At 61.5% G+C, this 20,303-nt stretch carries 21 protein-coding genes and 1 riboswitch; of the genes, 8 read left to right on the top strand and 13 right to left on the bottom strand.

The genetic code is table 11. The features are described 5' to 3' along the window. Positions 1 to 135: 135 nt before the first annotated feature. The 6 genes from OLZ32_RS02420 to crcB all read right to left on the bottom strand — a co-directional run bounded on the left by OLZ32_RS02420 (position 136) and on the right by crcB (position 5,210). The gene (locus OLZ32_RS02420) at positions 136 to 1,668 is read right to left on the bottom strand and encodes an acyl-CoA carboxylase subunit beta (protein ID WP_264395455.1); all 1,533 of its coding nucleotides are present in this window, start codon (positions 1,666 to 1,668) and stop codon (positions 136 to 138) included. Between the two features lie 103 nt (positions 1,669 to 1,771). After that, the gene (locus OLZ32_RS02415) at positions 1,772 to 2,233 is read right to left on the bottom strand and encodes a calponin homology domain-containing protein (protein WP_164051981.1); all 462 of its coding nucleotides are present in this window, start codon (positions 2,231 to 2,233) and stop codon (positions 1,772 to 1,774) included. 67 nt (positions 2,234 to 2,300) lie between these two features. Beyond that, positions 2,301 to 3,086: an ATP12 family chaperone protein gene (locus tag OLZ32_RS02410; RefSeq protein WP_264395454.1), complete on the bottom strand. Its 786-nt coding sequence runs from the start codon at positions 3,084 to 3,086 to the stop codon at positions 2,301 to 2,303. 9 nt (positions 3,087 to 3,095) lie between these two features. Then, entirely contained in the window at positions 3,096 to 3,749 is a 654-nt protein-coding gene (locus OLZ32_RS02405) for an HAD-IA family hydrolase (RefSeq protein WP_264395453.1), read from the bottom strand. Then, positions 3,746 to 4,738 (bottom strand): RluA family pseudouridine synthase, encoded by a 993-nt coding sequence (locus OLZ32_RS02400; RefSeq protein WP_164051978.1) that lies wholly within the window; start codon positions 4,736 to 4,738, stop codon positions 3,746 to 3,748. Before OLZ32_RS02400 ends, OLZ32_RS02405 begins: the two co-directional genes overlap by 4 nt. Before the next feature lie 94 nt (positions 4,739 to 4,832). Further along, the gene (gene crcB / locus OLZ32_RS02395; RefSeq protein WP_264395452.1) at positions 4,833 to 5,210 is read right to left on the bottom strand and encodes a fluoride efflux transporter CrcB; all 378 of its coding nucleotides are present in this window, start codon (positions 5,208 to 5,210) and stop codon (positions 4,833 to 4,835) included. Between the two features lie 134 nt (positions 5,211 to 5,344). Between crcB and OLZ32_RS02390 the strand changes: the two genes are divergently transcribed. Beyond that, the gene (locus tag OLZ32_RS02390) at positions 5,345 to 5,611 is read left to right on the top strand and encodes a hypothetical protein (RefSeq protein ID WP_003539963.1); all 267 of its coding nucleotides are present in this window, start codon (positions 5,345 to 5,347) and stop codon (positions 5,609 to 5,611) included. A 374-nt stretch (positions 5,612 to 5,985) separates the two neighbouring features. On the opposite strand, the gene OLZ32_RS02385 is transcribed toward OLZ32_RS02390, so the two are convergent. Continuing rightward, complete coding sequence (locus tag OLZ32_RS02385) at positions 5,986 to 6,999, bottom strand: DUF1775 domain-containing protein (protein WP_264395451.1); 1,014 nt, start codon at positions 6,997 to 6,999, stop codon at positions 5,986 to 5,988. A 73-nt stretch (positions 7,000 to 7,072) separates the two neighbouring features. After that, positions 7,073 to 7,453 (bottom strand): hypothetical protein, encoded by a 381-nt coding sequence (locus OLZ32_RS02380; RefSeq protein WP_017988442.1) that lies wholly within the window; start codon positions 7,451 to 7,453, stop codon positions 7,073 to 7,075. A gap of 157 nt (positions 7,454 to 7,610) precedes the next feature. After that, positions 7,611 to 7,703: riboswitch (glycine riboswitch) on the top strand. A gap of 156 nt (positions 7,704 to 7,859) precedes the next feature. Between OLZ32_RS02380 and gcvT the strand changes: the two genes are divergently transcribed. The 3 genes from gcvT to gcvP are packed head-to-tail and all read left to right on the top strand — an operon-like array spanning position 7,860 to position 12,246. Beyond that, entirely contained in the window at positions 7,860 to 8,996 is a 1,137-nt protein-coding gene (gcvT, locus tag OLZ32_RS02375; protein WP_264395450.1) for a glycine cleavage system aminomethyltransferase GcvT, read from the top strand. Positions 8,997 to 9,019: 23 nt separating this feature from the next. After that, a complete protein-coding gene (gene gcvH / locus OLZ32_RS02370; protein ID WP_003539971.1) occupies positions 9,020 to 9,382 on the top strand; it encodes a glycine cleavage system protein GcvH in 363 nt (120 codons plus the stop codon). Next, on the top strand, positions 9,382 to 12,246 hold the full coding sequence (gene gcvP, locus OLZ32_RS02365) for an aminomethyl-transferring glycine dehydrogenase (protein WP_264395448.1): 2,865 nt from the start codon (positions 9,382 to 9,384) through the stop codon (positions 12,244 to 12,246). The genes gcvH and gcvP overlap by 1 nt, the downstream gene beginning before the upstream one ends. Positions 12,247 to 12,553: 307 nt before the next feature. On the opposite strand, the gene OLZ32_RS02360 is transcribed toward gcvP, so the two are convergent. Then, the gene (locus tag OLZ32_RS02360) at positions 12,554 to 13,522 is read right to left on the bottom strand and encodes an SDR family NAD(P)-dependent oxidoreductase (RefSeq protein WP_264395447.1); all 969 of its coding nucleotides are present in this window, start codon (positions 13,520 to 13,522) and stop codon (positions 12,554 to 12,556) included. Positions 13,523 to 13,617: 95 nt separating this feature from the next. Here OLZ32_RS02360 and OLZ32_RS02355 point away from each other — a divergent pair, with 95 nt between their 5' ends. From OLZ32_RS02355 to OLZ32_RS02340, 4 genes are all read left to right on the top strand, one after another. Next, positions 13,618 to 14,241 (top strand): TetR/AcrR family transcriptional regulator, encoded by a 624-nt coding sequence (locus OLZ32_RS02355; RefSeq protein WP_264395446.1) that lies wholly within the window; start codon positions 13,618 to 13,620, stop codon positions 14,239 to 14,241. Between the two features lie 309 nt (positions 14,242 to 14,550). After that, positions 14,551 to 15,597 carry a GH25 family lysozyme gene (locus tag OLZ32_RS02350; RefSeq protein WP_264395445.1) on the top strand — a complete coding sequence of 349 codons (1,047 nt, stop codon included), beginning with the start codon at positions 14,551 to 14,553 and terminating at the stop codon, positions 15,595 to 15,597. Positions 15,598 to 15,760: 163 nt separating this feature from the next. Next, on the top strand, positions 15,761 to 16,066 hold the full coding sequence (locus tag OLZ32_RS02345) for a flagellar basal body rod protein FlgC (RefSeq protein ID WP_264395444.1): 306 nt from the start codon (positions 15,761 to 15,763) through the stop codon (positions 16,064 to 16,066). A 149-nt stretch (positions 16,067 to 16,215) separates the two neighbouring features. Then, positions 16,216 to 16,836, top strand: coding sequence for a hypothetical protein (locus OLZ32_RS02340; RefSeq protein WP_264419538.1), 621 nt, complete (start codon positions 16,216 to 16,218; stop codon positions 16,834 to 16,836). Positions 16,837 to 16,876: 40 nt separating this feature from the next. Here the strand turns inward: OLZ32_RS02340 and sufA are convergent, their stop codons facing one another. The 4 genes from sufA to sufD all read right to left on the bottom strand — a co-directional run bounded on the left by sufA (position 16,877) and on the right by sufD (position 20,284). After that, positions 16,877 to 17,269 carry a Fe-S cluster assembly scaffold SufA gene (sufA, locus tag OLZ32_RS02335; RefSeq protein ID WP_018072227.1) on the bottom strand — a complete coding sequence of 131 codons (393 nt, stop codon included), beginning with the start codon at positions 17,267 to 17,269 and terminating at the stop codon, positions 16,877 to 16,879. 93 nt (positions 17,270 to 17,362) lie between these two features. Beyond that, positions 17,363 to 17,743, bottom strand: a complete 381-nt coding sequence (locus tag OLZ32_RS02330) for an SUF system Fe-S cluster assembly protein (protein ID WP_003539979.1) — start codon at positions 17,741 to 17,743, stop codon at positions 17,363 to 17,365. Between the two features lie 12 nt (positions 17,744 to 17,755). Then, complete coding sequence (locus OLZ32_RS02325; protein WP_264395442.1) at positions 17,756 to 18,997, bottom strand: cysteine desulfurase; 1,242 nt, start codon at positions 18,995 to 18,997, stop codon at positions 17,756 to 17,758. A 12-nt stretch (positions 18,998 to 19,009) separates the two neighbouring features. After that, positions 19,010 to 20,284, bottom strand: a complete 1,275-nt coding sequence (gene sufD, locus OLZ32_RS02320) for a Fe-S cluster assembly protein SufD (protein WP_264419536.1) — start codon at positions 20,282 to 20,284, stop codon at positions 19,010 to 19,012. Between the last annotated feature and the right edge of the window lie 19 nt (positions 20,285 to 20,303).

Here is a 20,303-nt window from a genome sequence, read left to right as displayed (position 1 = left end):
ACCCCTCTTTAAAAGACACAGCCGAGCGTTAGCCTGTCCTCGCCGAGGATTGAACACACGGATTGCTGACATCCGTTCACTTTTTCGACAGCAGGTAAACGCCTGAATGGACGATCTTATTCGCCCGCGCCATGGTCAGAGCGGGATGTTGTCGTGTTTCTTCCACGGATTGGCGAGATCCTTGTTGCGCAGCATCTTCAAACCGCGCGCCAGCCGCCGCCGGGTCGAGTGCGGCATGATCACCTCGTCGACATAACCGCGCTCGGCGGCGACGAAGGGCGAGAGGAACCGGTCCTCGTACATTTTCGTGTGCGCGGCGATCTTCTCCGGATCGGCAATATCCTTGCGGAAGATGATCTCGACAGCGCCCTTGGCGCCCATCACGGCGATCTGCGCCGTTGGCCAGGCATAGTTGAGGTCGCCGCGTAGATGTTTCGACGCCATCACGTCATAGGCACCGCCGAAGGCCTTGCGGGTGATGACGGTGAGCTTCGGCACCGTCGCCTCGGCATAGGCGAAGAGCAGCTTGGCGCCGTGCTTGATGAGGCCGCCATATTCCTGCGCCGTACCCGGCAGGAAACCCGGCACGTCGACGAAGGTGACGATCGGAATATTGAAGCAGTCGCAGAAGCGGACGAAGCGGGCCGCCTTGCGCGAGGCGTCGCTGTCGAGCACGCCGGCCAGCACCATCGGCTGGTTGGCGACGAAACCGACGGTGGAGCCTTCGACGCGGCCGAAGCCGCAGACGATGTTTTTGGCAAAGCTCGCCTGGATCTCGAAGAAATCCCCCTCGTCCGCCACTTTCCGGATCAGTTCCTTGATGTCGTAAGGTTTGTTGGAACTCGCCGGCACCAGCGTATCGAGCGAGGCATCGACATCTGTCACCGACTGGTAACATTCGATCTCCGGCAGCGGCGCCGTGTTCGAAAGCGGCAGGAAATCGATCAGCCGGCGCACCTGCAGCAGCGTTTCGACATCATTCTCATAGGCGCCGTCGGCAATCGACGAGCGCACCGTATGCACCACGGCGCCGCCGAGTTCTTCTGCCGTCACCGTCTCGTTGGTGACGGTTTTCACCACGTCGGGACCGGTGACGAACATGTAGGAGGTGTCACGCACCATGAAGATGAAATCGGTCATCGCAGGCGAATAGACGTCCCCGCCGGCGCAGGGACCCATGATCACCGAGATCTGCGGAATGACGCCGGAGGCGAGCACATTGCGCTGGAATACCTCGGCATAACCGCCGAGAGCCGCCACGCCCTCCTGGATACGAGCACCGCCCGCATCATAGATGCCGACGATCGGCGCGCGGTTCTTCAGCGCCATATCCTGCACCTTCATGATCTTCTCGGCATGCGCTTCCGATAGCGAGCCGCCGAAGACGGTGAAGTCCTTGGCGAAGACGAACACGGTGCGGCCGTTGACCGTGCCCCAACCGGTGACGACGCCGTCGCCGGCAATACGGCTCTTGTCCATACCGAAATCGGTGGAGCGATGTTCGACGAACATGTCGAATTCCTCGAACGAGCCTTCGTCGAGGAAGAGATCGATGCGCTCGCGCGCCGTCAGCTTGCCGCGCTTGTGCTGGGCGGCGATGCGCGCCTCGCCGCCGCCGAGGCGGGCGACGCCGCGGCGCCGTTCCAGTTCTTCGAGAATTTCCTTCATGCGATCTCCCTCGCCGCTGTGGGCGGCAATCCGGCGGTTAGATTATGCGCTAGAGCATGTTGCCGAAAAGTGTGAGCGGTTTTCGGACAACATCATGCTCCAATTATTTGGCGCCGCGCCCGCTGAGTGAGAAAACCGAGCGTATCCTTGCGGCGGCGTCTTCGGCCAGGATCTCGTCGGCAAGCTTGGGATCGGCAGCGATACTGGTGACGTCGAAGGCGCTGACGGCGATGACCGAGCCGTCCTCGACCGAGGCCGCGTCGATGCTGATCTTGGCGACGTTGCGGTCTTTCTGGAAGCCGAGGCCCTTCTGGACGGAAACCACGCGGATCGTCAGCACCACCCGCGGCAGCACGGTGTCGCGCACGGTGGCGTTGATCGCCGCGTTGACGCGGTCGTTGATACCGGAAAGCAGCTCGGCCGGCATGTTCGGACCGGAGAGAACAACGGCGCTGCGCACATCATAAACCGGCGCCGCCGGCTTGGTGGCCGAGAGGCTGCCGCAAGCCGTGAGCGCGACACAGACGAGTGTCGCCCGGCAAAAACACGACCTCAGCCAATTCATTGCAAAATCCCGCACCACCCCGTTGGAGTCGCAGACTTCGTCATAATGCATTGGAAGGCAATATGTTTCAGGCGCTTAGGGCGAAAAAAACATCCGCTGCGGCTTTGAACTCGGCAAAGCGCTTGGCCCGCCGCTCCTCGGCTTCCTCGTCTCGGCCCCAACGCTCGATCGTCCAGTCCTCGTCGAGATGGGCAAGCGACCAAGCCTCCTCCACCGTCACCCGGCCCTCGGCGAAGGCGAGCGCCAGGATTGCCGAGCCGGTCAGCGTGGTGACTGTGTGGAGGGTGGCAAGCGCAATCGGGCTATCATGTCTCGCGAGCGTAACGGCAAAGGCGGCAATCGCCTCGCGCGGCTGCTCATGGTGCATGACGCCTTCGACGAGGATGAAGCGGGCGCCGAGATCATTCGCCGCCCAGTCGATCACAGGATCCCAGCGCTCGGCCTGGCGCTCGACCAGCCGTTCCGGCTCCTCGGCGCGGTAGCAGATGAGATCGCTGGAGGAAAAGCGCAGGATATCTTCGAAGATCGCCTGCGCGTTGGCGGTAACGCCGTCGAGTGCGGTGTTGACGAGCCGTGTCACCGGCATGCTCATGGGATTGATCTCCTCGCCCTGCGCCTGCCACTCGGCAGCGACAAGCCGCGCGAGCGCCTCGGTCGGTACGGCGAGAACCTGCCGTGCCGGCGTGCGCACCATCTTGCCGTCGAGGCTGATCGCAAAACCACCCTCGTGCTCGGCAACGGAGACTTCGGTATAGAAGCGCTTCGGCAGCGGCTTCTGCATCTGGATCTGCGCGCGGCGGATGGGATCGGGATGGCTCAGGCCCTCGGAAAGGTCGTTCAGCAGATCGCGCATGGGCTCACCTCAGGAAAAATGACGCAATATCTCGTTCGGATGGTAGGCGATCGCATCAGCGCCGTTGGCGATCAGCTCATCCACGCTGGCATAGCCCCAGGCAACGCCGATCGCCTTGGCCCCGGCAGCTTTTGCCATCTGCATATCGTAAACCGCATCGCCGATGACAATGGTGTCGGCAGCATTCATGCCGGTTTCATCGCAGCATTCCGTCACCATGGCCGGATGCGGTTTGGAGGGGCAATCGTCGGCGGTGCGTGCGACGATGAAATGCTTGTCGAAGCCATGCGTCTCCATCACCAACTTGAGCCCGCGCCTGGATTTCCCCGTCACCGCGCCGATCAGCGGGCCTTCTCGCCCAGTCAGTGCATCGATCATTTCGCGGATGCCGGGAAACAGCGGCTCCTTGTAATCGAGATCCTGACGCACGATCGAGAACAGCGATTTGTAATGCGCCGTCATGTCGACGTCTTCCTGCTCCACATGCTGCCTGCCCTGCATGCGGGCAATCGCAATATCGAGAGACAGGCCGATAATAGCCTTGGTGTCTTCAAATCGCGGTTCCGGCTTGCCGAACTTATCGAAGGTCCGGCGCATGGTTTCGTGGATCAGCGCAGCACTGTCGACCAGCGTGCCATCGCAATCGAAGAGCGCCAGTTTCATTCGGCGTCCCTTTCGGCACCGGCGAGATCGAGGCCGAGAAGATTCCACGTCTGCACCATATGCGACGGCAGCGGCGCGGTGACGCGCAGGCGCCCGCCGGAGGGGTGCGGGATGTCGATGCGACGTGCGTGCAGATGCAGCTTCTTCTGGACGCCGCCCGGAAAATCCCAATTCGGATCGTCGTCGAAATATTTCGGATCGCCGATGATCGGATGGCCGATATGCAGGGCATGGACGCGCAACTGATGGGTACGGCCGGTATAGGGCTCCATCTCCAGCCATGCGAGGTTCTGTGCCGCCGTCTCCAGCACGCGGTAGAAGGAAATCGCATGGTCGGCGCCGTCCTCACCGTGCTTGGCGATGCGCATGCGGTCGCCGTCGGCGGTCGGCTCCTTCACCAGCCAGGTCGAGATCTTGTCCTCGTGCTTGCGCGGCACGCCCTTGACCAGCGCCCAGTAGGTCTTCTTGGTGTCGCGCTCGCGGAAGGCCGCCGTCAGCTTCTGCGCCGCGCCGCGGGTGCGGGCGATGACGAGAACACCCGAGGTGTCGCGGTCGAGGCGATGGACGAGCCGCGGCTTCTCGCCCTTCGGGCTGGTCCAGGCTTCGAGCATCTGGTCGATATGCCTGGCCACTCCCGAGCCGCCCTGTACCGCAAGACCAGGGGGCTTGTTGAGCACGATCACCTTTTCGTCTTCGTGCAGCACCATGCGCGACAAGAGTTCGAAATCCGTCGAATGTTTGAGATCCTTGCCGGCGATCGGTCCGGATTTCAGCTTCGCATCGACATCCATCGGGGGCACACGCACCGTCTGGCCGGGCTGCACACGAGCATCGGATTTGACACGTCCACCGTCGACACGCACCTGGCCGGAGCGCAAGAGCTTCTGCAGCGGACCGAAGCCGAGCCCGGGAAAGTGCACCTTGAACCAGCGATCGAGCCGCATGCCGGCTTCGTCGGGTTCAACCTTAATATGTTCTATGCCAGCCATAAAAAATCTTTCGGAAATTGCAGCGCAGGCCGAGCCGGCGTTCTTGCCGCAGCCTTTAGAGCATTTTCAAGCAAAACGGAAACCGGAAAAGAAATCAGGCCAAAGCGCGCATGACAGCGAGCCCGGCGATGACGGCCGCCATCGAAAGCCCGACGCTCGAAGCGATGTAAATACCGCCGGCGACGGCCTCGCCGCGCTCGAACAGCGAGATCGCATCCAGCGAGAAGGCCGAGAAGGTTGTGAAGCCGCCGAGGAAGCCGGTGATTAGCAGGAGGCGCAGTTCCACCGAGGCGTTGAACTTCCGTGCGATCAACTCGGCGAAGACGCCGATGACGAAGCAGCCGACGACATTGACGGCGAGCGTGCCCCAGGGAAATGCCGGACCCATGAGTCTCAGCGCCCATTGGCCGACATAATATCTGAGAAGAGAACCGATAGCGCCGCCGACGGCGACGAGAAGAGCCTGGATCATCAGCCGGATTTATCGCAACTCCGCAGCGATTCCAATCGAGAAGGCCAATCGAGAAGGAATGAATTCTTACCATTCGGTAAAATGCTCGTTATTTTCTTATGAGGGCGCCAAGATCGTATCGATACCGTGACGGCATGACCCAGCTCCTGTCCATATCGGCAAGCACCGCCGCCATTGCCTTCGACTCGCTCCGAATTCCGCAGCGTGTCGCAACGAGCACCGCCGCCCGCGATGCGCGCCGCGTTGCCGACCGGCAGTTGAAGGCCGAAGGCACTGATGAAATAGACGAGCCCTCCAGCATCATCCAGTCGACCGAAGTGGCCCTCGACCTGATGGCCAAAGGCAATCGCCAGCCGCAGGCCGGCCTGAAACAGGCGCTGCGATCCTACGAAGACTTCTGAGGCCATCGCCTCTTGAAGAAAAGGCGCGCGATTAACATCGCAAACTTAGTTTGTTGATGGCATTGATTCTGCGCCGTTCTTCGGCGCTTGAGACACCCCCCGGCCAGGGAGATCGCCGAAATCAGCCCCTCATCCGGCTGCCGCCACCTTCTCCCCGTAAACGGGGCGAAGGGGATATGCCGCAACGTCTCCGTTCCCCACCAACCTCTCGCAGGCACGTCCCCTCTCCCCGTCCTTTACGGGGAGAGGGTTAGGGTGAGGGGCAGCCATTGGCGCCAACCGGACAGCAGTGAGACAAGCCCAAACATGACGAAAGAGGAGTTGGCCAGTCAGAGTCCGCGACGAATCTTGTCGTGGGCTTTTGTCTTCTGCTCTCACTTGCCCTGGGCGGAGAGCACCTGCAGGACCAGATCGACCTTGCCGGCTCTTTCGAAGGTCAGCGTCACCGGCACCGTATCGCCCTGCTTGAACGGCGTCTTCACCTTCTGGAACATCAGGTGCAGGTTGCCGGGCTCGAGCTTGACCATCTCGCCGGCACCGATGGCGATACCGTCCTTCAGCTGGCGCATCCGCATGACGTTATCCTTCGTCACCATCTCGTGGATCTGAACCTCGCCAGCTGCGGGTGAACTGACGGACAACAGGCGATCGTCCGTCTGGCCGTTATTCTTCACCGTGAAAAAGCCGCCGCCGACCGGCTGGCCGGGCAGCATTGCCTTGGCGAAGCCGCCGGAGATTTCGATTTCGCCGGCCTTGACCGTTTCGCCGGCCGGCGCGGCCCCACCCATGCCTGCCATGCCAGACATGTCCATGCCGGCCATATCGTCATGATCGTGACCATGATCTTCGCCGGCAACGACCTTCAACAGCGGCGCCGGGCTTTTCAGACCATGCGTGTCGCCGCCTTGCTTGGCCACCTGATCCCAGGCCGCGACCGCATCGCCGCACATCTGCGTCACCGGAAAAGCGAGCGATGTGCCGGCCTCGACGCCTGATACTTTACCCTGGATGACGAAGGTGTCGTAGAAATCGTCGGAGAGATTGCCGTTCTTCCAGCGCACTTCGATCGCGCCCTTGTTCACCTTGTCGCCGTGATTGTCGTAGGTCTTCTGATAGTCGCCCTTGATTACCTCGAGTTCCCAGCCGGCCTTCGGTTGCGGTTTGGCGAAGACGAAGCCTTCCGGCAGCTTGACCCGCACTTCCGTTGTCGCCTTGCCGTCGCAGCCGTGTGGCACCTGCAGCGTAGCGAGAATGGTGCTTTCCTGCGTCGCCTCTCTGTCGAGGAAGGTCACATGCGCCTCGGCGCCGGCAAAGGCGGTCACGGAAAGAACGGCTGCAAGTCCTAGCGTTTTGCCGAATGCCTTGCCAAAAGTCTTGATAGTCTTCATCGGATATCTCCTCGCCGGCCGCGGTATATTCTCGGGCGGACCGGCATGCTGAATGATAGGCGGTGGAGGAAGATCAGACGAGGATGGGAGGCGCGCGCGAATTCGGCCGCCAGACGGCGCTTGCGCCTGAAACGGCTGATGTTTCGATCGGCGAATTGATCAGCGAAGCGAGTTCGCGCTCAAGCCAGGAGTCCCCATCCGGCATCGGCAGGATGACGGAGGCCGACAGCCGGCAGGCTTCGCAATTCGGTTTGAAGGCGACGGTCTTGCCGTCGGCGTCCTTCACGGTGACGCAGAGCGAGGCGAAGGTGCCGTCGGGCAGCACATAGGCCGCGGCATCGTAGCCTTCGGCGGCGACAGCCTGCGGCGCCTGATGTGCAAGGCCGAGCAAAAGCAGGCTCAATGCGCAAAGCATGCGCAGGAAGAGCGTCGCTTTCAGTCCGGTCTGCCGCATGAGATCCCCTTCAACAGAAGGCCGCGATAGCCGGTTTTAGCACGGAATGCAAAAGCAGATTTGCCTGAGATCAACGCTTGCTGGGAATAAGACGACAAAAATTTGCCCGGTCACGACATTTGGTCTTGCCAAGTGCTGCACCCGCCGGATAATTGCGCCAACCTTGTTGGGAGAAGCCGGTGCGTTTTTTGCCGGTGCCGAAGGAGCAACCGCCCCGGAAACTCTCAGGCAAAAGGACCAGCAAGGGGCAGACGGAACTCTGGAGAGAAGCGTTCTTGAAACGCTCGCCGAAGGGATAACAATCTCAGGCAAAGGGACAGAGGGGGCTCAGGAGAGAAGTGCGCAACCGCGCCTTCAGATTTGAGCCCGCGCCTTCGCGAGAAGGCGCAAACCCCGGAGGCGTCTTTTGGACGATACTGCTGCCCTGAAGAAAACCCCGCTGCATGCCCTGCATCTTTCGCTCGGCGCCCGCATGGTGCCGTTCGCCGGTTACGACATGCCGGTGCAATATCCCGCAGGCGTCATGAAGGAGCATCTTCATACCCGCACTGAGGCCGGCCTCTTCGATGTCTCCCACATGGGTCAGGTCATCGTGAAGGCGAAGTCGGGCAGCTATGAGGATGCCGCTCTCGCGCTCGAAAGTCTGGTGCCCGTCGATATCCTAGGCCTTGCCGAAGGCCGGCAGCGCTACGGCTTCTTCACTGACGATACCGGCTGCATTCTCGACGACCTGATGATCACCCATCTCGACGACCACCTTTTCGTCGTCGTCAATGCCGCCTGCAAGGAAGCCGATATCGCCCATCTCAAGGCCCATATCGGCGATCAGTGCGATATCACCGTCCTCGACCGAGCCTTGATCGCGCTTCAGGGACCGCGTGCGGTCGAGGTTCTTGCCGAACTCTGGGCCGATGTCGCGGCAATGAAATTCATGGACGTGCGCCACTGCCGCCTGCACGATGTTTCCTGTCTGGTCTCGCGCTCCGGCTATAGCGGCGAGGACGGCTTCGAGATCTCGATTCCATCAGACAAGGCCGTGGATGTCACCATGCGGTTGCTCGAACATCCCGACGTCCAGGCGATTGGCCTCGGCGCCCGCGATTCGCTGCGCCTCGAAGCCGGTCTCTGCCTCTATGGCAACGATATCGACACGACCACCTCGCCGGTCGAGGCGGCGCTGGAATGGGCCATGCAGAAGGCAAGGCGCGGCAACGGTGCGCGCGCCGGCGGATTCCCGGGCTCCGGCCGCATCCTGTCCGAACTCGAAAACGGCGCCGCGCGCCGGCGCGTCGGCCTGAAGCCGGAAGGCAAGGCGCCGGTGCGCGGCCATGCCAAGCTTTATGCCGATGCTGAGGGCAAGGTCGAAATCGGCGAAGTCACCTCAGGCGGCTTCGGCCCCAGCGTCGAAAGCCCGGTCGCCATGGGTTACGTGCCGCTCTCCCATGCTGCGGCAGGCACGCTGGTCTATGCGGATGTGCGCGGCAAATATCTGCCGATCACCGTCAGCGCCCTGCCCTTCGTCACACCGACCTACAAACGCTAAACCTTTTCCAGAGAGGACGAACAATGCTGAAATTTACCGAAGAACACGAATGGCTGAAGATCGAAGGCGGCGTTGCAACGGTCGGCATCACCACCTATGCCGTCGAGCAGCTCGGCGACCTGGTTTTCGTCGAATTGCCGGAAGTCGGCGCGACCTTCTCCAAAAACGGCAATGCCGCGACCGTTGAATCCGTCAAGGCTGCTTCCGATGTCTATTGTCCGCTCGATGGCGAGATCACCGAGGTCAATCCGGCCATCGTTGCAGATCCGTCGCTGGTCAATTCCGATCCTCAGGGCGCCGGCTGGTTCTTCAAGCTGAAGCTGGCAAATGCTGCGGACGCCGATGGCCTGCTCGACGAGGCGGCCTACAAGGAGCTCACTGCGTAATGACGACGCCGACAGAATTCCAGTTCACCGACTATCAGCCCTACGATTTCGCCAATCGCCGCCATATCGGCCCCTCGCCGGCCGAGATGACCGATATGCTGAAGGTGATCGGTTATAACAGCCTCGACGGCCTGATCGACGCGACGCTGCCGCCCTCGATCCGCCAGAAGGCGCCGCTCGTCTGGGGCGCGCCGATGACCGAGCGCGAGGCGCTCGACAAGCTGCGCGAGACCGCCAACAAGAACAAGGTGCTGGTCTCGCTGATCGGCCAGGGTTACTACGGCACGATCACGCCCCCGGTCATCCAGCGCAACATCCTGGAAAACCCGGCCTGGTACACCGCCTATACGCCCTACCAGCCGGAGATCAGCCAAGGTCGCCTGGAAGCGCTCCTGAACTACCAGACGATGATCTGCGACCTCACCGGCCTCGACGTCGCCAACGCCTCGCTGCTCGACGAGGCGACCGCCGCCGCCGAAGGCATGGCGATCGCCGAGCGCGTCGCCAAGTCGAAGGCGAAGGCCTTCTTCGTCGATGCCGACTGCCATCCGCAGACCATCGCCCTGATCCGCACCCGCGCCGAGCCGCTCGGCTGGAGCGTCATCGTCGGCAATCCCTTCACCGATCTCGATCCTGTCGACGTCTTTGGCGCGATCTTCCAGTATCCCGGCACGCACGGTCATGTGCATGATTTTACCGGCCTGATCTCGCGCCTGCATCAGACCGGCGCCATAGCGATCGTCGCCGCCGATATCCTGGCGCTGACGCTGCTGAAATCGCCGGGTGAAATGGGCGCCGACATCGCCGTCGGCTCCTCGCAGCGCTTCGGCGTCCCGGTCGGCTACGGCGGCCCGCATGCGGCCTATATGTCGGTCAAGGATGCCATCAAGCGCTCCATGCCCGGCCGCCTCGTCGGCGTTTCCGTCGATGCCCGCGGCAACCGCGCCTATCGCCTGTCGCTGCAGACCCGCGAACAGCATATCCGCCGCGAAAAGGCGACGTCGAACATCTGCACCGCCCAGGTGCTGCTGGCCGTCATGGCCTCCATGTATGCCGTCTTCCACGGCCCGAAGGGCATCAAGGCGATCGCCCAGCAGGTGCATCAGAAGGCCGTATTGATGGCCAAGGGCCTGGAAAAGCTCGGCTATAAGGTCGAACCCGAGACCTTCTTCGACACGATCACCGTCGATGTCGGCCATATGCAGGGTCTCATCCTGCGTGCCGCCGTCGCTGAAGGCGTCAATCTGCGCAAGGTCGGCGAAACCAAAATCGGCATGAGCCTCGACGAACGCACCCGGCCGGCGACGCTCGAAGCCGTCTGGCGCGCCTTCGGCGGCAATTTCACCATTGCCGATTTCGAACCTTCCTACCGCCTGCCGAAAGGCCTGCTCCGCACCAGCGATTACCTCACCCATCCGATTTTCCACATGAACCGCGCCGAAAGCGAGATGACGCGTTACATCCGCCGGCTTTCCGATCGCGACTTGGCGCTCGACCGCTCGATGATCCCGCTCGGCTCCTGCACGATGAAACTCAACGCGACGGCGGAAATGCTGCCGATCACCTGGCCGGAATTTTCCGACATCCATCCCTTCGTGCCGGCCGACCAGGCGCTCGGCTACCGCGAGATGATCGACGACCTGATCGAAAAGCTCTGCGCCGTCACCGGCTACGACGCCTTCTCCATGCAGCCGAATTCCGGTGCTCAGGGCGAATATGCCGGCCTGCTGACGATCCGCAACTATCATATCGCCAATGGCGACGGCCATCGCGACGTCTGCCTGATCCCGACCTCGGCGCACGGCACCAACCCGGCCTCGGCTCAGATGGTCGGCATGAAGGTCGTCGTCGTCAAGGTGCGCGAAAACGGCGATATCGATCTCGACGATTTCCGCGCCAAGGCGGAGCAGTATGCCGAGAACCTCTCCTGCTGCATGATCACCTACCCTTCGACGCACGGCGTCTTCGAGGAGACGGTCAAGGAAATCTGCGATCTGGTGCACGAGCATGGCGGCCAGGTCTATCTCGACGGCGCCAACATGAATGCCATGGTCGGCCTGTCCCGCCCCGGTGACATCGGCTCCGACGTTTCGCATCTCAACCTGCACAAGACCTTCTGCATTCCGCATGGCGGCGGCGGACCCGGCATGGGCCCGATCGGCGTCAAGGCGCATCTGGCTCCCTATCTGCCCGGCCATCCCGAAACCGACGGCCGTTCGGGTGCGGTCTCGGCCGCCGCCTTCGGCTCGGCCTCGATCCTGCCGATCTCCTGGAGCTATTGCCTGATGATGGGCGGCGAAGGCCTGACGCAGGCGACCAAGGTGGCGATCCTCAACGCCAACTATATCGCCGCCCGGCTGAAGGGCGCCTACGACGTGCTCTACAAGTCGGAGGCCGGCCGTGTGGCGCATGAATGCATCATCGACACCCGTCCGCTGGTCGACAGCGCAGGCGTCACCGTCGACGACGTCGCCAAGCGCCTGATCGACTGCGGCTTCCATGCGCCGACTATGAGCTGGCCGGTCGCCGGCACGCTGATGATCGAGCCGACGGAAAGCGAGACCAAGGCCGAACTCGACCGTTTCTGTGAGGCGATGCTGGCGATCCGCGAGGAAGCCCGCGCCATCGAGGATGGCCGCATGGACAAGGTGAACAACCCGCTGAAGAACGCCCCGCACACGGTGGAAGACCTCGTCGGCGAGTGGGATCGCCCCTACTCACGCGAACAAGCCTGCTTCCCGCCCGGCGCGTTCCGCGTCGACAAATACTGGTCCCCGGTCAACCGCGTCGACAATGTCTATGGCGACCGCAACCTGATCTGCACCTGCCCGCCGGTGGAAAGCTATGCGGAGGCGGCTGAGTAGCGGTCAAGCCTGATGCAGCGAAAGGCCGAGTAATCCAAAGCCCCTTCCATCATGGGAGGGGCTTTCCTAATTCTGATAGAAATGTGCAGCTAACCTGTCTGGTTAGCAGCCGATCCAGGTTCAATCCTCGGCAGGGGCACCAGTTTCCCAGTTCCCCTGCTCTCTATCAGCGTCGAAGCGTGCCGGTTTGCGGCCTAGAACAGGATGATTTTAGGCCCGGTCGGCCTAAAATCTGAATCCTGTTCTACATTATATAGTTAGAGCATGATGTCGTCCGAAAACCGCTTACACTTTTCGGCATCATGCTCTAGAAGCGCTCGCCGACCATATCCTCGCTTTTGGCCCACAATGCCCTGGCCGTCTCGGGATCGAGCGCGTAGGTGCGCACGCCTTCGGAAATCGGGCTGATCTCCGCATCCGTCACTCCGGAGACGTGGCAATTCTCGCAATATCTGCCGCCGACCGCGTCAGCCGGCGCGACGAAACCTGCCCAGACGGAGGTAGCCGCACCCTGAGGAATCGTCTTCCACTGGAAGGGCGGCTTGCCCTCGGCGGCGAGAGCTGCGTTGATCTGCGCTATCATGCCTCCAATCATGTCAGGGTCGAGATGACGATCGAGCTCGGTCTGGATGCCGCCGGGATGCAGTGCCGTTGCGCGGATGCCGCGCTCCTTGAGGCGCCGGTCGAGTTCCACCGCGAACAGGATATTTGCGGTTTTCGACTGGGCATAGGCCGCCCAGGGCTCATAGGTCTTGCTCTCGAAATTGAGGTCATCGAGGCTGAAAGGTGCCATTCGATGGCCCGAGGATGCGACGATCACCACTCGGCCGCCCGATTTGACGAGCGGTGCGATGCGGTTGACCAGCACGAAATGACCGAGATGGTTGGTGCCGAACTGCGTTTCGAAGCCATCGGCGGTGCGGCCGAAGGGAGCGGCCATCACGCCGGCATTGGCAATGACGACATCGAAGGGGCGGCCATCCGAAATGAGCGCATCGGCGCAGGCGCGCACGCTTGCCAGAGAGGCAAGATCAAGCTCGACGATATCGAGGCTGCCGCCATCGGCCGCACGGGCGCGCACAACTTCCGTTGCCGCCCTCGCCTTTGCAAGGTCGCGTGCCGTACCCGTCACCTGCGCACCATGGGCTGCCAGCACGCGCGCGGTTTCCACGCCGAGGCCGGCCGAAACACCCGTCACCAGAACACGCTTGCCCTTGAGATCGACGCCTGCGAGCACCTCATCGGTGGTTGATGTTGCGCCAAAAAGTCCACTCATGATTATCTCCTTGATCATGGACGCACCACTCCAGGCTGGTGGACCATTGCCCGCCGGCCTCAAATGAAATAAAAGGAGGATGCCTCCAGATAAATATGGAGGGCACCTCCGCTTATCAAGGGGACTTCTCGGAAATGGCCGAAAAAAGCGACCAGCCCACCATCCGAAAGCCGCGCGCGGATGCCGAACGCAATCGTCTTCTGTTGATGAAAACGGCAAAGACCGTCTTTGCCGACAAGGGTTCCAGCGCCAGCCTCGAGGAAATCGCCCGCATCGCTGGCGTCGGTATCGGCACACTCTATCGCCATTTTCCGACGCGCGATGCACTGGTTTCCGCCATCTACCGCAACGAGACGACGCAGCTTGCCGCTGCCGCCAAAAGCCTTGCTGAGACACATCCGCCTGTCGAAGCGCTTCGCCGGTGGCTGGTGCAGTTCGTCGATTATGTCGTGACCAAACACGGCATGTCGGAGGTGCTGGATTCTTTGGTCGGCGGCACCTCCGAGCTCTATGCCGATTCTGCCGATTTGATCATAGGCGCCGTCAATCTGCTGGTGGATCGCGCAGTCGCCACCGGTGAAATCCGTCTGGCGATGGACCCGCTCAATATCCTGCGCGCCCTGGCGGGCGGCGCGAGCATCAGCAGTGGCCCCGCCTGGCGGGATGCGGCAAGGCAACTCATCGATATTCTGATTGCGGGTATGAGAGCCAGTCGCTGACGCTGTCGCACCATTTCGGCACGGCTGTCTCAGATGGAGCTGTGCGAGAATAGCGATATCGACATGGAGGATTTCCGCACACAAGATGGAAGAACCTCGTCGGAGATTGGGATCGTCCCTATAGCCGCGCCGAGGCGGCTGAGTAGCAGCGTTAGGCAAACCTCCTTCCACAGGTTGGGGGGGACTGCCCGCTTTTGACGCGCAAGGATCAAATTTAACCTTTCTTAGCAAGTTTCTGTCAGCAATTCAGAAAGGCGGCTTCCATCAACATGGATCACCGTCGATCCCTTGTTTTGCGTGCAGGTTCTTATGCGTCCATCGGCAGTGCCAGCAATCCTCCTCGCCGCCCTGATCCTCTCGGGATGCGCTGCCAGTTCTGGCGCCGAAGATGTGCTGGGCAACGTGCCGTCACCGGAAACGACCAATGCCATCGCGCAGCCGAGCGGCCCGATTCCTGCCGCCGCTGTTGGCGATCCTGCGCCGCAGGCAAGCCCGCAGCAGCAGGCGTTGAGGTGGGCGGGAGAGGTTCCAGAACCGCGGGCGCTCGTGCCCGCCGACAGGCCGGTCGGCATGCCGCTGCCGACAGATAAGCCGGTCGCGCTGCTGATGCCGGCCAATCCCGCGGGCAATGCAATGCCCGATGTCAGCACGAGATCGCCGACACGCGGACAAATTTACGGCCACCGGTTCCGCGATGCCAAGCCGATCAACTTCGGCTCCACTTCGCCGAGAAAGCTTGCCGTGCACGGCGTCGACGTGTCGCGCTGGCAGGGCGAGATCGACTGGGAGACGTTGCGGCGGCAAGGCGCGAACTTCGTCTACATCAAGGCGACCGACGGCGGCGATCACCTTGATCCGATGTTCAAGAAGAACTGGCGCCGGGCCAAGGAAGCAGGCCTGAAACACGGCGCCTACCACTTCTTCTACTGGTGCCGGACAGCCGGTGAGCAGGCCGACTGGTTCATCCGCAACGTGCCGAGGGAAGCCAACGCTCTTCCGCCCGTCATCGACGTCGAATGGAACGGCGAATCGAGCTGCAAGAGGCGCATCTCTCCCGCACGCGTCCGGGAAAAGATGCAGGTTTTCATGGACAAGCTGGAGCGCCATTACGGCCAGCGCCCGATCATCTATACCGCGCCGGATTTCTACCGCGACAATTTGAAGGGTCAGCTGCTCAACTATCCCTTCTGGCTGCGCTCGGTGGCCGCTCATCCCTCCAAGGTCTATCCCGGCCGCAAGTGGGTCTTCTGGCAGTATTCCGGCTCCGGCCTTTCCGAAGGCGTCGACGGCAAGATCGACCTCAACGTCTTCAACGGCAACGAGAGCGATTGGCACGACTGGGTGGCGTCGCGATAGCGAAGCTGGCTATGGCTCCGCCCCCCGCCCCCGTTCCGTGCCAATCCGGAACAGATGGATGCGAAGATGCGCGAACCTATAGGTCTTTGCTAACGCAACGCCTTCAGCATTCCCTAAGCCCTTGCATGTACAAGAATTTCATCCAGTTCTGGGGAAACGGCCGATGAGCATATCGGGCATTACGAGCACTGCTCTTTCGGGAATGCGAGCGCAGACGACGCGGATTAGCGGGATCGCCAACAACATCGCAAACAGCAGCACGCCGGGCTATGCCAGGCTGAACACCAGCCTCACCTCCGTTGAACCAGGCGGCGTCCAGGCCGTCGTCAGCCCGACGGCGTCAGATGTCGATCCGGCTGCCGAACTGACCGACCTGATCGAAGCCGAACAGAGCTATAAGGCAAACGCCGTGGTCTTCGAGACTGGCGCCGACATGTGGGAAATGCTGATGAGCATCAAGCGCGACTGAGCACGATCCTCAAAGTCGTGGCGCTGTTATAATACTGTTTTACATCACTCTTGTGCCGATCTACGCACTGGCATTGGCCGTTACGAAATCAGCAGCCTAGAATAATTGCTCCGATCAGGGGCTCATATCCCTCAGGGAGGGAATTCCGCTTGCGCCGCATTACCTTGTCAGTTCTTTTGAATTTAGCTCTGATAACCAGTGCCGGCGCTAGCGAGGACCTTTCCAGCGTTTGGCGTAATCTGTTCACACGGTGTCGAATTGCCGTAGAGACGGGCAAAGACTTTGATGCAACAGGACTACGCGACCTTGGGCGCGACGTTAAGACGGTAGCCCCGGTGACGGATCCCAGGGTGCCCTTTCCACTTTTACTTGGATACCAGGTGACAGAACAGCGCTGGGAGGTTCCTGAATCTCGTTTCGTGGTCGTGGATGCCGAGTATCCACCCCAGGATGGTAAATCAAGACGTTCGTGCAACCTCGAAATCGTTCAGGGAGCAAAGCCGATCTCGACAGCCGAGGAAAAGCACCTGAGGGCAACATTTTTCGCCGAACGAGATGAACTCCTCAGCACCGGACGCTACGAGCGGTGGAATCCGGATGCTATATTTTCCACGAACCTCGGTGTTCGGCTGGCCGGCAACAACCCTCACGGCTGCCGTGTTGTCTCGTACCTAGGGATCGAGACGCAACGCGCACCACCGTTTCTTGTGACAGGTTCTGCTGAACAGGACGGAGCATGCGGTGCGGCGCCTCGCTTTGCTCACCCATAAAAGACACCGACACGGCCCCGAAGAGGGTAACCAGATCTTATCAGGAATGCGCCGGCTCGCCCTGGCGCTGTGCGGCAAGGGCCGCGAGATCGGCAGGCTTCAGCTCGACGGATTCGCCGCAGCCGCAGGCCGATGTCTGGTTCGGATTGGTGAAGGTAAAGCCGGAGCGGAGCGTCGTCGTCTCGAAGCCCATCTCGGTGCCGAGCAGATAGAGAGCTGCCGACGGCTCGACCCAGACTTTGGCACCGTCGCGCTCGATCAGGTCGTCCTTGGCGTTGGGCTCGGTCACCAGGTCGATGGTATATTCCATCCCGGCGCAGCCGCCCTTCTTGATGCCGACGCGCACGCCCTTGGCATCCGGTCCCGAGTTCTCGACGATCGCCTTGACGCGGGCCGCAGCACCGTCCGTCATGCTCATTATTGCAAAGCCCATCGGCTCATTCTCCTTCCGCAACCGGGGTCAAGATCCGGTGCATCGTGACTCAAATGTAGTACCCTGAAGTAAACGGATCAATACCGCGGGATGTCAGTACCAGCCGACAGCGACCTGCGCCTCTTCCGACATGCGATCCGGCGTCCATGGCGGATCGAAGGTCATGGCAACCTCGACGCCCGACACGCCTTCGACGGCACCGACGGCATTTTCGACCCAGCCGGGCATCTCGCCGGCCACCGGGCAGCCGGGAGCGGTCAGCGTCATCATGATTTTCACCATCCGGTCGTCTTCGATGTCGATCTTGTAGATCAGACCAAGTTCGAAGATGTCGGCGGGAATTTCCGGATCGTAGACCGTCTTCAGCGCGCTGATGACGTCGTCGCTGAGCCGCGCCAGCTCATCGGCCGGAATGCTGGAATGCACGATGCCTTCGCGCACGTCGGTCTTCTGTTCGCTTTCGTCCAGGCTCATCACGGACACTCCTCAAGCAAAGAACTTGCGCGCATATTCAAGCGCATCGGCCAGGGCATCGACCTCGGCGCGGGTATTGTACATGCCGAAGGATGCACGGCATGTGGAGGTGACGCCGAAGCGTTTCAAGAGCGGCATGGCGCAATGCGTGCCGGCCCTGACCGCAACACCCTGCCGGTCGATCACCATCGAGACGTCATGGGCATGAATGCCGGCAAGCTCGAAGGAAAAGATGCTGCCCTTGTCGGGCGCCGTCCCGAAGACGCGCAGCGAGTTGACGGATTTCAGCCGCTCGACCGCATAGGCGGCAAGATCGGCCTCATGCCGGGCGATCGCCTCGCGGCCGATCTTCTCCATATAATCGAGCGCATAACCGAGCCCGATCGCCTGCACGATCGGCGGTGTGCCGGCCTCGAAGCGATGCGGCGGGTCGTTATAGGTAACCACGTCCTCGGCGACTTCGAAGATCATCTCGCCACCGCCCTGGAAGGGGCGCATCTCAAAAAGCCGCTCCTTCTTGCCATAGAGCACGCCAATGCCCGATGGGCCGTAGAGCTTGTGGCCGGTCATGACGTACCAGTCGCAATCGATATCCTGCACATCGACCGGCAGATGCACGGCGCCCTGGCTGCCATCGATCAGCACCGGAATGCCGCGCTCATGGGCGATCCGGCAGACTTCCTTGACGGGAACGATCGTGCCGAGCGCATTCGACATATGGGTGATGGCGACGAGCTTGGTGCGCTCCGTCAGGCTCTTTTCGAAATCCTCGATATGGAAGGCGCCCTCGTCGTCAACAGGCACCCAGACCAGTTTGGCGCCCTGCCGCTCGCGGATGAAGTGCCAGGGCACGATATTGGAATGGTGCTCCATGATCGTCAGCACGATCTCGTCGCCTTCGCCAATCTTAGGCATGCCCCAGCCATAGGCGACGGTGTTGATCGCTTCCGTCGAATTCTTCGTGAAGATGATGTCGTTGACCGAGGGCGCATTGAGGAAACGGCGCACCTTCTCGCGCGCTGCCTCATAGGCGTCCGTGGCCACATTCGAGAGATAGTGCAGGCCGCGATGCACATTGGCATATTCATGGCTATAGGCATGCGAGATGGCGTCGATCACCACCTGCGGCTTCTGCGCCGATGCGCCGTTGTCGAGATAGACCAGCGGCTTGCCATGCACCTTCTCCGCCAGGATCGGGAAATCCCGGCGGATGGCTTCGACGTCGTATTGCGTGGCCGGCACTATCTTGTCCATTGATATATCCGATCAGGCGTGCTTTTCGAGCCAGGCCGAAATCACGCCTTCCAGCGCCTCGACCAGGGCTTCATCATCAAGTTCCTCGACGATCTCGGCGACGAAGGCGTTGACGAGCATCGCACGCGCCTTGTTCTCCGGAATCCCGCGCGCCATCATGTAATAGAGATGGTTGGCGTCGATATCGGTCACCGTGGCGCCGTGGCCGCACTGCACGTCGTCAGCGAAGATTTCGAGCTCGGGCTTGACCGAGAATTCGGCATCGTCGGACATCAACAGTGTGTTGCAGGCCATCTTCGCATCGGTCTTCTGCGCATCGGGCGCCACTCGGATCATGCCCTGGAAGACGCCCTTGGCACGGTCGAAGACGACGTTGCGGATGACTTCGGTCGAGCCGGTATTCGGTACATCGTGGCCGAGCACCATCGTCACGTCGGTATGGCTTTCGGCTCCGAGCAGGTTGATGCCGCGCAGGGTCAGATCGGCGCCCTCGCCCGTCACCTTGATATGCAGTTCCTGGCGCACCAGCTTGCCGCCGGCATTGATGACGAAAAGCCGGAGCTTGGCGTCAGCGCCGAGATCGATGCGGATCTGGCCGAGATGCGTATCGTCGGCCCCTTGCTGCTGCAGGATGATCCAGGTCAGTTCCGTGCCTTCGCCCACCGTGATGTCGCTGACATGGGACACGAGGGCCGCATCGCCGGTCACCGTGAGGTGACACTCGATGACCGTCGCCTTGACGCCGGCGCCGAAGGACACAGGCAAGCGCGTATGGATCTGTCCGCCCGCGTGGATGAACTGAATTTCGAGCGGGTTTTCAAGCTCGGTATCGGCAGGCACGTCGAGGACATAGCCGTCGCGCACGAAGCTGCCATTGATGCGGCCGACCGCGTCGTCGCTGCCGAGCGCATCGAGCCCGCCTGCGGCAGAGCCGTCAAGCAGACGTTCGGAATAGGCCGAAACGCCAAGACCGTCGACCGTAGCCTTCTGGTTGGAATGGCCTTGGATCACCGCCAGCACCGTGGCGTCATCAACGAGCGGCTCCAAAGACTGCGAGCCGGCATCGCCCGCCTGCTGCGGGACCGTGCGCAGCAGGTTCTTGAGGTCGGTATAGTGCCAGGCCTCGATGCGGCGCGTCGGCAGGCCGGCTTTCTTCAGGTCGTCGAGAAGCCGGTCGCGCAGTGCCGTCACCGCGCCATTGCCCGGAAGCTCGCCGATCTGCTGGTTGAAAGCCTCGATCAGCGCCGTCTCGGCCGCAGTCAGGCGGCTCGTCGTCTGCATGTTCATGGACGTCGTCCTTTCCACC

It is taken from the genome of Rhizobium acaciae (assembly GCF_025941625.1).
GTDB lineage: Bacteria > Pseudomonadota > Alphaproteobacteria > Rhizobiales > Rhizobiaceae > Rhizobium > Rhizobium acaciae.
This window is presented reverse-complemented; position numbering and strand designations above follow the sequence as displayed.